Genomic DNA, 13,413 nt, shown 5'->3' with positions numbered 1-13,413 from the left:
GGTCCTTCGGGAGGCTTCCGCGCCGTCATGGGTGATGCGGTGTTCACGAGTCACTTACCTCGGAACGCCGGGGCGGTCGGTGAGGTCTCGTGCGCCTCTTCCTCCCCGGCGGGCCCCGCAGCCTCTCTTGTGAGGCCATTCCTCATTCCGTCACACCATGGGCTGATGGCTCGTTCCCGTGGGCCGGGGGGAAATGGATGTGTGCGGGCGGGGTGCAGGGGCGCGGGCCTGGAGCAGCCGCACATCCCGCAAGGAAGGACGAACCTCCCTCCGGCCGCTGTAGCCTCGTGGGCGCGGTGACCGGAGGGGGCGGGGTCAGACGCCGTGCTCGGCCAGGAAATCGACCAGCCCCTGCTTGCTCCAGGGACCGACCTTGGTGCCGACCACCACTCCGCCCTTGAACAGGTGGTACGTCGGGATCGCGGTGACGTTGTACTTCCTGGTCGACTCGGGGTTCTGGTCGATGTCGACCTTGGCCACCGTCAGGCGGGTGCCGTAGTCCCGGGCCAGCTCCGTGAGGGTGGAGTCCGCCTGCCGGCACGGGCCGGACCACTCGGCGCAGAACCTGACCAGGACCGGGACCCTGGAACGCACCACGTCCCGGTCGAAGGTGGCGTCGGTGACGGTGACGACCGTGCCGGCCAGCGCGGCCCGGGACGGTGCCGGGGGCGCGCTCGCCGGGGCGGTGGCGGCGGCCGAGGCCGCCGGCGCCAGCAGCCCGGAAAACGCCAGCATCAGCGCGCCCGCCAGCACGGCACTCCTCCGCGCCGGGCCCGGCTTCCTCATGTTCTCTCCACGCACAGTGAACCTCAGCTCTCTCCCGCCCGTCCGGACCTGCGCCCGGTGGCGGATGGTGCGAACACGGACAAGGTGTGTGCGCCCCGCCGGACCCATGACTTTCTCGATGCCGAAGGCGTCAGGGGAGCAGGAAGGCGCAACGCGTGGAGAGTCTGGAGGCAGGGCAGCTCGGACGGGACGGGATCAGCGCCGGAATCATGCGAAAGCAGTATCGGTCGGCCAGCTGTTCACCCCGGCCGGTCCAGGTGGTGGCGCCCTCCGGTTCCGCCCGGCCGGCCCGCGGGACCAGTCCTGCCGGTCCCGGACGGAGGCAGCGAGGAGCGAGCCCCTGGCAGTTCACACGAAAGGGTGAATGTCGGGTTGCTTCGGGAAAGCCTCCATCGCGCTGGGGCCATGCGCCCGCCGTACCTCAGGCCCGGACCGCCGACCGTGGCCCACGCGGCCCTCGCCGGTCTGGAATCGTCACACGTCGTACAGGAGTCACTGTCCGGCTCGCCGCGCACCCGCCGCGGTCCGGTGCGAGCCTGGGCCCATGGCAACGACGCCCGAGCCCGCCTCTCCCGCGATTGCGCACCGGCACCGGGAGCTGCTGCGGCAGCTTCCCTTCTCGGACACACAGGACTTCGACGACGCCTCCCGCGGGCTGATCGCACGCCGCGAGCCGAACGCGGTGACCGACGCGGACGGCCGGGTGGTCTGGGACAACGACACCTACGGATTCCTGCACGGCGACGCGCCCGACACCGTCAACCCCAGCCTGTGGCGGCAGTCGCAGCTCGTGGCGACGGCGGGGCTCTTCGAGGTCGTGCCCGGGATCTACCAGGTACGGGGCATGGACCTGTCCAACACCACCTTCGTCGAGGGGGACGAGGGCGTCGTCGTGATCGACACGCTCCTGTCGAAGGAGACCGGTGCCGCCGCCCTCGCCCTGTACCGCGAGCACCGAGGTGACCGGCCGGTCAAAGCCATCGTGTACACCCACTCGCACGCCGACCACTACGGCGGGGCGAAGGGGTTCGTCACTCAGGAGCAGGCCGACTCCGGGGCGGTCGCGATCTTCGCTCCCGAAGGGTTCGTGGAGCACGCCGTCGCGGAGAACGTGTACGCGGGAACCGCGATGAACCGCCGGGCCGGCTATATGTACGGCGCGGCCCTCGACCGGGGGGTCCGGGGCCAGGTGGGGGCCGGTCTGGGCCAGACGCTCGCCACCGGCGAGGTCACCTTCGTCCCGCCGACCCACCTCGTCACCACCACCGGACACCAGGAGACCGTGGACGGGGTACGGATGGTCTTCCAGATGGCCCCCGGGACCGAGGCGCCGGCGGAGATGCTGATCCACCTGCCGGACTTCCACGCGCTGTGCGCGGCCGAGGACGCCACCCACACCTTCCACAATCTGCTGACCCTGCGCGGCGCGGTCGTCCGCGACCCCCACGCCTGGGCGAAGTACCTCAACCAGACCCTCGACCTGTTCGGCGGGAACACCGAAGTCGTCTTCGCCTCGCACCACTGGCCCGTCTGGGGTGCCGACCGCGTCACCGGCTTCCTCACCGCCCAGCGCGACCTGTACGCCTACGTCCACGACCAGACCCTGCGCCTGATGAACAAGGGCCTCACCGGCCCCGAGATCGCCGAGGAACTCGTCCTCCCTCCGGCCCTCGACCGCGCCTGGCACGCCCGCGGCTACTACGGATCCGTCAGCCACAACGTGAAGGCGGTCTACCAGCGCTACCTCGGCTGGTTCGACGGCAACCCCGCGAACCTCTGGCAGCACACACCCACCGGGAGGGCCCACCGGTACACGGAGCTGGCCGGAGGCATCGGCCCCCTCGTCGAAGCGGCCCGCCGCGCCTTCGACGCCGGAGACTTCCGCTGGGCCGCCGAACTCCTCAACCACGCCCTGTTCACCGACCCCGCCCACCAGGGCGCACGCGAACTCCAGGCGGACACCTTCGAACAGCTCGGCTACGGCGCCGAGAACGGCACCTGGCGCAATGTCTACCTCTCCGGAGCCACCGAACTGCGCCACGGCCCCTTCGGCACCCCCACCCGTACCAACGCCCCGGACGTCATCGCCCACCTCTCCGCGGAGATGCTGTTCGACGCCCTCGCCATCCAGGTGGACGGGCCCCGGGCCTGGGACGAACACCTCACCGTCGACGTCGCGCTCACCGATACCGGCGAACGCCACCGGCTCACCCTGGCCAACGGCGTCCTCACCCACACCTCCGCCGCCCGGCCCGGGACCGCCGACGTGACGATCACCACCGTACGGGCGGCCCTGCCGGTCCTGGCGGGGGGCGCGCTCACCGCGTCGGAACTCCAGGCCGCGGGAATCGTCCTCGAAGGCGACACCTCCGTCCTCGACCGACTCGTCGCGGTACTGGACCCCGGCGACCCGGACTTCGCCATCGTCACCCCCTGAGGGCCGGCCCGCCGCGCGGATCGCGGGCACGCGACCGGCCGGGGGGCGACAGCACGGCCGGACCACGGCTGCCCGTCCAGGACGGCGCGTTCGCCGGGCAGCCGGAATCCGCCCCGGCCCCGGCCTCCGCCTCGCCGGGGGCCGAGGCCGGTACACCGCGGCCGCCCATCGGCCCGCAGGCCCCGAAGCCGCATCCGCAAGCCCCAGCACCTCGGCGGGGCCGGCCTGGACCAGGAATCCCGGATCCGTCAGCCTGGCATCCGCTCCGATGGACTCGGCCCCGGCCTCGCCGGTACCCGGACCGTCGGACATGCCCGCATCCAGCCATCCGCCACGGACACGCCGCCGAGGCATGCGGCTGGTGGCGCCCCGGCGGGTTCGGCCGCCCGCCGGGGCGGGGTGGTCAGGCGCAGGTGGCCAGCAGGATGGAGACGACCGTGCAGGTCGCGGACGCGCTGTCGTTGGCCGGGTCGGGGTCGGCGGGTGAGGAGGCGGTACGGGTGCCCGTGACCTTCACGGCGCCGAGAGACAGCAGATGCAGAGGTACCCGGAACGTCTTGCTCACACCGGACCCGGCCGCGATCGTGCCGTAGACACAGGTGACCTTTCCGGGCGTGGTGGTGCATCCGGGCGACAGGCCGGTGGCGGTGGTGCCGGGCGGCAGGGTTGCCGTGACGGTGGCCGAGGTGACCGCGTCCGGCCCCAGGCCGCGGGCGGTGACGGTGTAGGTGAGGTACGGGACCAGGAGGCCCAGGCTCGGCCGCGCGGCGATATCGACGTCGATGTCCGCGGTGGCCGCGGCGGCCGGGGCGAACGCGACCGCGTACGGTCCGCTGCCGACGGGGACGGTAGCGGTGACCGTGCCGGTCGCGGTGGAGATTACCGATGCGGTGCCGCTCTGGCTGTTGGTGACGTAGACCTCGCTGCCGTCGGGGGTCACCGCGGCGCCGATCGGGGTGGCGCCGACGCCGACGGTGGCCACGACCGTGTCGGTGGCGGTGTCGATCACGGAGGTGCTGTGGCCGCCGATGTTGGTCACGTAGACGCGGGATCCGTCAGGGGATATCGCGGCACCGAAGGGCGTGTTTCCGACCGGGACGGTCGCGGTGACCGCGTTCGTCGCGGTGTCGATCACGGTTGCCGCGCCCGCGCTCTGCGAACTGACGTAGAGCCGGGTGCCGTCGGGGGTCACGGCGAGGCCGTTGGGTCTGGCGACGGGGACCGTGGCGGTGACGGTGTCCGTGGTGGTGTCGATCACCGAGACCGCGGCGCCGCTGCTGATGTAGACACGGTTCCCGGCCGGGGCGGCCGTGGCGCTGTTCGGCAGCGCGGCGACCGGGACGGTGGCCGTTACGGTGTTCGTCCCGGTGTCGATCACGGAAACCGAGTCGGACAGGACGTTGGTGACGTAGACCCTGCCGCCGTCGGGGGTCACGGCCACCCCGAACGGACCACTGCCGACGGGGACGGTGGCGGTGACGGTGCGGGTGGCGGTGTCGATGACCGACACCGAACCGGAGCCGCGGTTGGTGACGTAGACCCTGGCGCCGTCGGGGGTCACCGCAACTCCGGAGGGCCCGTCGCCGACGGGCACGGTCGCGGTCACCGTATCGCCGCCCGTATCCACCACCGACACATCGTCGGATGCGCTGTTGGCGATGTACGCCACCGGGGCCGCCGCGCCCGCCGGGGCGGCGGTCGCGGACGGAACGGCCACCGCGGCGAACCCCGAGCAGAGCAGCGCACCCGTGGCCAGCAGCGCGGTCAACGGCCGGCGCGACCCGGCCTGCGGCACCGGGTGTAAGGCGGAGCGTGAAGACATGACGATCGTGTTCCCCTTTCCTGGTCCGCGCCGCGACGGCGGGGACCGGCCGGCCCCTCGGGAAACCGTGGCGGGGCGGCCGACAGCCACGGACCGGACCGCGGGCGCCGACGACCAGGACGCGGGCCGTACGGCCCCGACCCGGTCGGCGTCCCGGGACGGGTCCGCAACGGTCTGTACATGCCCGACAGCCGACGCGGCACATGACCCCGCGTCAGCGCGTTCAGCATGTCACCGCCGAGCCGCCCGCCGGGGCGGAATCGGCAACATCAGCAGCCGGATTCCGGCCGCGGGCCCCGTGGCGCGCGCCGACGACGGACGACACCCCGGCCGCCCCGGCCCGGCCGGACCGAGCACCGTTGTGGACCACCGGGTGCCGGGGGCAGGATGTGCCGCACAGGGAGGGCGGCCGGGCAGGCAGCAGCGTGGGACCGGCCGCCCCCGGAAAGAGGAGCGGCATGGACATCGGTGTATTCCTTCCGATCGGCAACAACGGCTGGCTGATCTCGAAAAGCTCTCCGCAGTACATGCCGACTTTCGAATTGAACAAGACCGTTGTGCAGCGGGCCGAGGCATACGGATTCGATTTCGCGTTATCCATGATCAAGCTCAAGGGGTTCGGTGGCGAGACCGAGTTCTGGGATCACTGCCTGGAGTCGTTCACGCTGACCGCGGCCTTGGCCGCCGTGACGGAGCGCATCAAGCTGTACGCCTCCGCACCCGTACTCGCCCTGGAGCCGGCGATCGCCGCCCGGATGGCCGTGACCATCGACGCCATCGCCCCCGGCCGGGCCGGGGTCAATATCGTCACCGGCTGGGCGCCCGCCGAATACGCGCAGATGGGCCTCTGGCCCGGAGACGAACACTTCGCCAACCGCTACCAGCGGGCAGCCGAGTACGTCACCGTGATGCAGCAGTTGTGGGACGAGGGAGTCAGCGACTTCCAGGGCGAGTTCTACCGGATGGACGGTTGCGTCCTGTCGCCGCGCCCGGCGGGCGGGCGCATCGACGTCCTCGCCGCCGGGCAGAGCGGTACGGGGATGAGGTTCGCGGCCGAACACGCCGACGGGCACTTCATTCTGGGCAGCGGCGTCAACACTCCGCTCGCGCTCTCCGAGGCCGCCGCGGCCCTGGTGGGCGAGGCCCGCAGAGTCGGCCGGAGCGTCGGAACACTCGCCCTCTTTATGATCATCGCGGCTGAGAGCGACGAAGCCGCGCAGGCGAAGTGGAAGGACTACCACGACAACGCCGATCTCGCGGCGCTCGGTTATGTGGCGGGGCAGACGGCCCAGGACAAGGACGCCGACGCTTCCTCGACCGCGAAAACCGTTGCGCTCCCCGAGGGCGCCGTGAACCTCAATATGGGGACGCTCGTCGGGTCCTACGAGAACATCGCGCGCATGCTCGATTCGATCAGCGATATCGACGGTGTCCAAGGGGTGATTCTGGTCTTCGACGAATTCCTCGAAGGGGTGGAGGACTTCGGGACCCGCATCCAGCCGCTGATGAAGTCCCGGGCCTCCGTCCAGGGGGGATCGTGACGGGCGGGCCCGTGCCGCGCGGGTGCGGCGGGCCCGGCGATCCGCTGACCGCCGGGCCCGCCGCTTCCCGTACGGGTCAAGGCGCGTCGACCACGAGACGCCCGTCGGCCGGGGCGGCCGAGCCGGCGCGGGGGGTGTAGGCGGATTCGACGCGAGCCTGTTCGGTGGCGTTCGGGATCGCGTTCCGGCAGGCGGTGCCAGGACTCGAACCCGACATCAACTGGGAGCACGGGCCCGGCTTGGTGTCCGGCAGGCCCAGATTGTGGCCGATCTCGTGAGCGGCGATGCGGATCTTGTCATAGCCCTGGGCGACCGCCTGGCTGCCGAGTTCGACCCGGCTCCTGCCGCCCGGGCGGACCGGGCCCAGGGTGGCCTGGGGCCAGCCGGCGGTGGCGACGATCTGGATCTCGGCCGGGGCGCCGGGCGCGGCCTCGACCAGTCTGACGTTGTCGACGTTCGCGTTCCATACGGCGACTCCCGCCGCGATCGCCGCCTCCCATCCGCCGGCTCTGCTGTCGTCGTAGTAGAGCGTCACCGGTGCCGCCGCGGTCGCCCCCGCGGCCTGCTCCGGTTCGGACGCGGCGTTCGCCGCCGGCGCTGCGGCGAGGGTGGCCGCCGCGGCGATGCTGACTGCCTTGAGCCATATGGAGTACGGCATTGCCGTCCCTTCACAGAGGAGACCCGGTCCACTCGGAAGCACGAGCACGAGCACGAGCACGGAGAGGAGCGACCCGCTGCCAACTGCCCCGTACAGCAAGCCGGTTGTCGCGTCCTCGGCGCATCCGAATATAGGCCCGCCGGCCCGTACTTGCCATGCCCCCGTCAATTCGGCCGGTGATCCGGCCCTTCCCCGCCGCGGCCCCCGACTCCCTGCGCCCGTGTGGTGGCGAAGCGCCTGCGGTACTCGCTGGGGGTGATGCCCAGGTGGCGGGCGAAGACACGCCGGAGGGTCTCGTCGCTGCCCAGGCCGCTGTGCAGGGCCGCCGATGTGACGCTGTGGCCGTCCAGGATGAGCTGCCGGGCATGGTCGAGACGGGCGCTTTCGACCCATCGGGCGGGGGTGGTGTCCAGTTCGTTCCGGAACAGGCGGGTCAGATGCCGGGGGCTGACGGCCGCTGCCCGCGCCAGGGTGGGCAGGGTGTGTTCGCCCGCCGGGTCGGCGAGGACGGCGGCGATCAGCGGGCGGAGTACCGCGCTGCGCGGCGGCGGGGTCGTGACGGCCGTGGAGAACTGGGACTGCCCGCCGGGGCGCTGCATGAAGACGACCAGCTCACGGGCGATCTCACGGGCGATGTCCGGCCCGTGGTCCTCCTCCACCAGCGCCAGGGTCAGGTCGATGCCCGCGCTGATCCCGGCCGAGGTCAGATACCGCCCGTCGCGGATATGGAGGGCGTCCGGCTCCACCCGGACCCGGGGGTGGAGCCGGGCGAGGGTCCGCACATGCCGCCAGTGGGTGGTCGCACGGCGCCCGTCCAGCAGGCCGAGGGCGGCGAGGACGAAGGCGCCGGTGCAGACCGAGGCGACCCGGGTGGCCCGTTCCGCGAGTGCTCCGGCCGCGGACAGCAGCTCGTCCTCGACGGGCCGCTCGGCGAGCCGGTCGCCGCCGGCGACGACGAGCGTGCCGACCGGGCCGGCCCCGGGCGCGGCCACCGCCCCCGTCAGGGTGAGCCCCGAGGAGGTCGTCACCTCGCCGCCGCGCGGCGACACGAGGGCCACGTCGTACGCGTACGGAGCCCCGAGCCGGCCCGCCTGGTGGAGAACCTCCCCGGGGCCGGTGACATCGAGCATGGTCACCCCGTCGAACACCAGAACGGTTACCCGCCCGCTCATACCGGTCCTGTCCGAATCCGTGGTTTCCCTGGCCTCATAGACATGGCAGCAGATTAGGGCAGGCCCGAAGGTGGAGAGCAGCGGCGGCCACGCGGAGCGGGCGGATGACGCAGCGGACGCGGGGCAGCCGGACAGGGCCCGGACCACCGACAGCACGGAAAGGCGCACACATCATGACGGAGACCATCGCGGGGGTACGGATCCCGGACAGCGCGCTGGCACGGGAGGCGACCGAGCTGGTGCGGGACGCCGCTCCGCCCCTGCTGTTCGACCACTCCCGGCGCGTGTTCCTCTTCGGGGCGTTGCGCGGCCGGGAGCAGGGGCTGGAGTTCGACCCCGAACTGTTGTACGTGGGGGCGATGTTCCACGATCTGGGGCTGACCGAGCGTTTCCGCCGTACCGACCAGCGGTTCGAGATCGACGGCGCCGACGAGGCCCGCCGCTTCCTCGGCCGGCACGGCATCACGGGTGACGGGGCCGAGCGCGTCTGGACGGCGATCGCCCTGCACACCACCCCCGAAATCCCCCTGCACATGGCGCCCGAGGTCGCCCTCGTCACCCGCGGGGTGGAGCTGGACGTCCTGGGCATCGGCTATCACGCGGTCTCCGACGAGCAGCGCGCGGCCGTCGTCGCGGCCCATCCCCGCCCGGACTTCAAGGACGGGATCCTCGCCGCGTTCACCGACGGCATCAAGGACCGTCCGGAGACCGCCTTCGGCAATGTGAAGGCGGACGTCCTCGCGCACTTCGTCCCGGGCTTCCGGCGCGGCGACTTCGTGGAGATCATCCAGCGCTCCGACTGGCCCGAATGAGGCGGTGCCGAGGGCATCCGCGGCCGGGCCCCGTCAGGGCGCGCCCGCGGATGCCCCCATACCGCCGTCCCGGTCCGGGGCACGCACTCCCGGGACGTTTACGGTGTCGCCCGGCGCGGTTGCGGAGTGAACGGCAGTACGTGGGTGGTCCAGCTCCGGAACGGCTGTAGCCCCATGCGCTCGTAGAAGCCCCCGGACGCCATCGGGTTCGTGGTGTCGACGTCCGCGACGGCCCACCGGTAGCCCTGCTCCTTCGCCCGGATCAGGGTGTGGGTGAAGACGGCGCGGTACAGGCCCCGGCCGTGCAGGGCGGGTTGTGTCCCGGCGTTGGCCAGGTACAGCTCGCGGTCCGCGGACACGCCCCCCGGCTCGGTGCTCAGCAGATAGCAGAGGATGTCCCGATGACGCAGGGAGAGCAGGAGGAACGAGGTCCCGGGCCGGAAGCAGGGGTCCGCGGTGATCGTGTGGCGCCAGGTCCGCGCCGTCATCGGGGCGCTGCCCCAGTTGTCGGCGAAGATCGCGTTTCGGGCGGCCAGCAGCTTTCCGTCGAGTGCGTCGTCGTACGGCACGATCGCGGTTCCGGCCGGTACCGCCGGCGCATCGGCGAGCCGCTGGTTCTCCCGGCAGAGGTCCACGCGGAGCCCCTGGTAGCTGCGTTCGCGCCGGTACCCCGCGCCGTCCAGCGCCCCGGCCAGCCAGCCGCGGCCGTGGTGGGTGCGGATGTGCAGCTCCAACGGGACGCCGCCGTACCGCTCGTGGTGGCGTCGGGCGCCGGTGCTCCGGCACCAGTCGAGGAGCCGCCGGATCACCGGCCCGGTGCGGTGCGCGGGGTGCACCGCGAGGTCGAGGGCCAACTGGTGCACGGAGCCGGTGCGTTCCCGTACCCGGGTGGTCGCGTAGGCGGTCGGCTCGTCACCGCACCAGACGGATGTGGTGCCGCCGTCGAGGTCGATACCCGGGGCGCTCAGGTCCTCCTGGACGCCGGCCGCGTCCCGGACCGCCCCGACCCCGCCGTCGGCGGCTTCGCAGACGGCGAGGAGCGCCGCCAGCCGGGGCGCGTCGGCGAGGGCGAGCGGACGCCACAGCGGTCCGGCCGCGGTGGGCGGTTCAGTCACGGCGGAGGACCGCCGTCCCGCGTTCGCCGGGTACGACGACCTGCCCGTCGGTGACGAGCATGAACCGCTCCAGCCCCGGCACGAACACATTGACGACGGCGAGGTCGGCGGTGACGTAGTGGTCGCGCTGGTAGACGTCCAGACCGTGGCCGCGCAGAACGGCCAGGAGCCGGTCCAGATGCCCCCGGGGCGTGTCCGGAGCCGCCGTGTCCTGGTAGGCCCTGACCTCGGCCGAGGCCAGGGCCGTACCGAAGTCCGACAGATAGCAGGCGTGCAGCCGGGGGTACGGGCCGGTGTCGTCGCGCTGCTCGGGCAGCAGATGCCGGTACTGCCCGCGCAGGTCCATCGTGCTGTGGAGCTGTACGAGTTCGGTGACGGCGCGGGTGACGGCGTACCGGCGGGACAGCGAGGCCCCCCAGCCGCAGACCCGGGCGGGCTGCCCCGGGGGAGCGGGCACATAGGCCGTGTACGCGGGGACGCCGAGGTCGCTGGTCATGTCGATCAGATGGACCCGCCGGCCCGTGCGCGCCTCCGCGAAGGCGACGAGTCCGGCCACGTCGTCCGGTAGCGTCCCCGGGTCCACGACGGTCAGCCGGCCGGGCCGGTCGCGGAGGAACCGGCGGATCAGCAGCAGGGAGAGCGCGTCCCGTTCGATCAGCTCGTTGATCGCGTGCACGGCGGCTTCCACCGAGTCCGCACCGGCCGCCCAGCCGTTGTTCGCCGAGTAGCGGCCGACCGCGCCGTAGTCGTAGGTGTCACCGGCTTCCCGGCGCGCCCGCGCTCCGGCCGCCCGCAGATACTCGGGCATGGACAGGAACAGGGGGACGTACACGTCGGGGCCGCCGGTGAGCGACCGGTACGGCAGGCACCCCAGCGGCTGGTCGGGGCCCTGGCCCAGGAGCCGTACCGCGATATCACGGGCCGTCGGACCCTCGGCCAGCCCATGGGCGCGTACCGGCCGGATCTCCGCCGGATCCAACCCCTCCACGCCGCAGAGATAGTGTTCCAGCGACTCGAACAGGGCCCCCGTGCGGGCTTCGTCCCGGCTGCCCTTGCCCAGGCCGAGGCCGGTACGGAGATCCTCGCCGCCGCGGCGCAGAATGCACCGCCAGGTACCGGGGCTGCCGTCGAGGACGGGCTCCAGATCCACGTCCACCGACAGGGCGGCGGCAGCGGAGCACGCGCGGTCGAAGGCGTCGGCGAGGGAGAGGCTGCGCTCTCCCGACCGGGGGGCTGCGGTGTGCACAGGGGTGGTCACGGCCGGTCCCGTCTGCTGGGCGGCCGCGGGCCGCGGCGGACGGCTGCCCGCCGCGGTCCGCGGTCCGCGGATCCACTGGCTGCGGGACGTGTCAGCTCTCGTCGGCCGACTCGTTCGCGCCGTCCTGGTCGGTGAGTTCGGCGAGGGCCTGCTGCTCGGTCGGGGTCAGCACTACCTCGTCCGGGTGGAACTTGTCGCGATCCTGGAATCCGCCCATCGGTACAACCTCCTGAGGGTGAGGAACCGGCCGCATGGCCAGCGGCCGCGATCCGGGACACGGTCCCGGTCCGGGAAGGTGCCCTGAAACCCATCGTCACCAGTGGGGCACAGGTTGTGAATGCTTGTCCGTCCGGGTGACTTGCGCGAGAGTCCGCACATGTCGGCACCCCTTCCCGCGGCCGCGTCCCCGCGGGACCCCTTCACCGAGACCCTCGAACTCACCGGTGCGCGCTGTGCCTTGTCCTGCGGACTGACCGCCGCGGGCGACTGGGCCCTGGCCTTCCCGGCGCCGGGAAGGCTGAAGGTCCAGGCCGTACTCCAAGGCGTCGTCTGGCTGGTGATAGAGGGCGTCGAACGCCCCGTCCGCCTGGAGGTGGGCGATATCGCCGTCTTCGCCGGAGACCGCCGCTACACCCTGGCCAGCGATCCGGCGGTCCCGCCGGTCGATGTGCTGCCGCTGCTCCGGGCGCCGGCCGGGACCTTCGTCCACGCCGGGGACGAAGGGCGGGACACGGTCACCATCGGCGGCCATATCGACCTCAACGCCGCCGGCCGGGACCTGCTGCTGAGCGCCTTCCCGCCGCTGATGCACGTCGGCGCCGCCACGGCCGAGGCGCCCGCGGCCTGCTGGCTCATGGACCAGACCCTGCGCGAAATACGGTCGGGGGCCCCGGGGGCCGCGTTCGCGGCCGAGCGCCTGGCGCAGTTGCTCCTCGTGCAGGTTCTGCGCGTCTTCCTCGCCGACGCGAACGCCCGTGTCTATCCGGCGGGCTGGCTGCGTGCCCTCGCCGACGGGCACATCGCCCCCGCCCTGCGCCTCATGCACGGCGACCCGGGGCACGCCTGGACGCTCACCGAACTCGCCCGCGCCGCAGCGATGTCCCGTACCACCTTCGCCCAGCGCTTCAAGGAGACCGCGGGCGTCCCGCCCCTGGCCTATCTGCGGGCCTGGCGGATACGCCTGGCGCAGCACGCCCTGTGGCGGGAGGACACTCCCGTCTCCGCGATCGCCGCGTCCCTCGGCTACCGGTCGGAGAGCGCCTTCAGCAACGCCTTCAAACGGACCACCGGGCTGGCCCCTCGCCGCTACCGGGAGGCGGTGCGGGCGGACTGAGCGGGGCCGCCGTGCCCGGCTCCGCGCCCGGCCCGGCCCGCAGCCACCGGGGGCGCGGTCACGCGGACACGTACGGCCCCGGTGCGGCGGGCGCGTTCGAAGGGGGTTTCGAACGCCCCTCCGGATGGGGGCAATCGCGTTGCAGATATAGCACAACGATGTTTCACTAAGCATGCGGCGCGGTGCCCGTACGGCTCCGCCCGTGCCGCGTCCGCTCGCCGCCGAGAAAGCTCTCCCCAGGGGAAGCAGGGCTGTTCGATGTCAACGGGAACCATCGTCATCACGGGCACCGCGAGCGGCGTCGGCCGTCCGGGTGTCCGGGTGTCCGGCGCTCCGCCGCGACCGGGACCCTCGGCAGGCGGACCCGGCCCGAGACGGCCGGACCTTGAGAGGCGCCGTACCGCGGCCGTGGACGGTACCGGCCGGACCCGGGGGACCGGCGGGCCCGCCCGCGGAATCCCGTGGTCCGCGACGCGCCC

The 13,413-nt window shown here is 72.5% G+C and carries 11 protein-coding genes; 4 read left to right on the top strand and 7 right to left on the bottom strand.

All coding sequences use genetic code 11. The features are described from left to right. Positions 1 to 315: 315 nt before the first annotated feature. Positions 316 to 786: a thioredoxin family protein gene (locus tag ACIQ9E_RS07125; RefSeq protein WP_403703226.1), complete on the bottom strand. Its 471-nt coding sequence runs from the start codon at positions 784 to 786 to the stop codon at positions 316 to 318. A gap of 544 nt (positions 787 to 1,330) precedes the next feature. Here ACIQ9E_RS07125 and ACIQ9E_RS07120 point away from each other — a divergent pair. Further along, the gene (locus ACIQ9E_RS07120; RefSeq protein ID WP_403703223.1) at positions 1,331 to 3,223 is read left to right on the top strand and encodes an alkyl/aryl-sulfatase; all 1,893 of its coding nucleotides are present in this window, start codon (positions 1,331 to 1,333) and stop codon (positions 3,221 to 3,223) included. A 403-nt stretch (positions 3,224 to 3,626) separates the two neighbouring features. Here the strand turns inward: ACIQ9E_RS07120 and ACIQ9E_RS07115 are convergent, their stop codons facing one another. Beyond that, a complete protein-coding gene (locus ACIQ9E_RS07115; RefSeq protein ID WP_403703220.1) occupies positions 3,627 to 5,045 on the bottom strand; it encodes a beta-propeller fold lactonase family protein in 1,419 nt (472 codons plus the stop codon). 458 nt (positions 5,046 to 5,503) lie between these two features. On the opposite strand from ACIQ9E_RS07115, the gene rutA reads away from it, so the two are divergent. Continuing rightward, entirely contained in the window at positions 5,504 to 6,586 is a 1,083-nt protein-coding gene (rutA, locus tag ACIQ9E_RS07110) for a pyrimidine utilization protein A (RefSeq protein ID WP_403703217.1), read from the top strand. Between the two features lie 76 nt (positions 6,587 to 6,662). Here rutA and ACIQ9E_RS07105 read toward each other — a convergent pair whose 3' ends face one another. After that, positions 6,663 to 7,244, bottom strand: coding sequence for a snapalysin family zinc-dependent metalloprotease (locus ACIQ9E_RS07105; protein WP_403703214.1), 582 nt, complete (start codon positions 7,242 to 7,244; stop codon positions 6,663 to 6,665). 164 nt (positions 7,245 to 7,408) lie between these two features. Then, a complete protein-coding gene (locus ACIQ9E_RS07100; protein ID WP_403703211.1) occupies positions 7,409 to 8,416 on the bottom strand; it encodes a GlxA family transcriptional regulator in 1,008 nt (335 codons plus the stop codon). A gap of 173 nt (positions 8,417 to 8,589) precedes the next feature. Here ACIQ9E_RS07100 and ACIQ9E_RS07095 point away from each other — a divergent pair, with 173 nt between their 5' ends. Then, on the top strand, positions 8,590 to 9,228 hold the full coding sequence (locus ACIQ9E_RS07095) for an HD domain-containing protein (protein WP_403703208.1): 639 nt from the start codon (positions 8,590 to 8,592) through the stop codon (positions 9,226 to 9,228). Between the two features lie 98 nt (positions 9,229 to 9,326). Here ACIQ9E_RS07095 and ACIQ9E_RS07090 read toward each other — a convergent pair whose 3' ends face one another. The 3 genes from ACIQ9E_RS07090 to ACIQ9E_RS07080 form a co-directional block, all read right to left on the bottom strand. After that, entirely contained in the window at positions 9,327 to 10,343 is a 1,017-nt protein-coding gene (locus ACIQ9E_RS07090) for a hypothetical protein (protein WP_403703205.1), read from the bottom strand. Next, positions 10,336 to 11,601, bottom strand: coding sequence for a YcaO-like family protein (locus tag ACIQ9E_RS07085; RefSeq protein WP_403703202.1), 1,266 nt, complete (start codon positions 11,599 to 11,601; stop codon positions 10,336 to 10,338). Before ACIQ9E_RS07085 ends, ACIQ9E_RS07090 begins: the two co-directional genes overlap by 8 nt. A 91-nt stretch (positions 11,602 to 11,692) precedes the next feature. Continuing rightward, positions 11,693 to 11,818, bottom strand: coding sequence for a hypothetical protein (locus ACIQ9E_RS07080; RefSeq protein ID WP_403703199.1), 126 nt, complete (start codon positions 11,816 to 11,818; stop codon positions 11,693 to 11,695). A 159-nt stretch (positions 11,819 to 11,977) separates the two neighbouring features. Here ACIQ9E_RS07080 and ACIQ9E_RS07075 point away from each other — a divergent pair, with 159 nt between their 5' ends. Next, positions 11,978 to 12,934: an AraC family transcriptional regulator gene (locus ACIQ9E_RS07075; protein ID WP_403703196.1), complete on the top strand. Its 957-nt coding sequence runs from the start codon at positions 11,978 to 11,980 to the stop codon at positions 12,932 to 12,934. The last annotated feature ends 479 nt before the right edge of the window (positions 12,935 to 13,413 follow it).

It is taken from the genome of Streptomyces sp. NPDC094448 (assembly GCF_044763775.1).
Lineage (GTDB): Bacteria > Actinomycetota > Actinomycetes > Streptomycetales > Streptomycetaceae > Streptomyces.
This window is presented reverse-complemented; position numbering and strand designations above follow the sequence as displayed.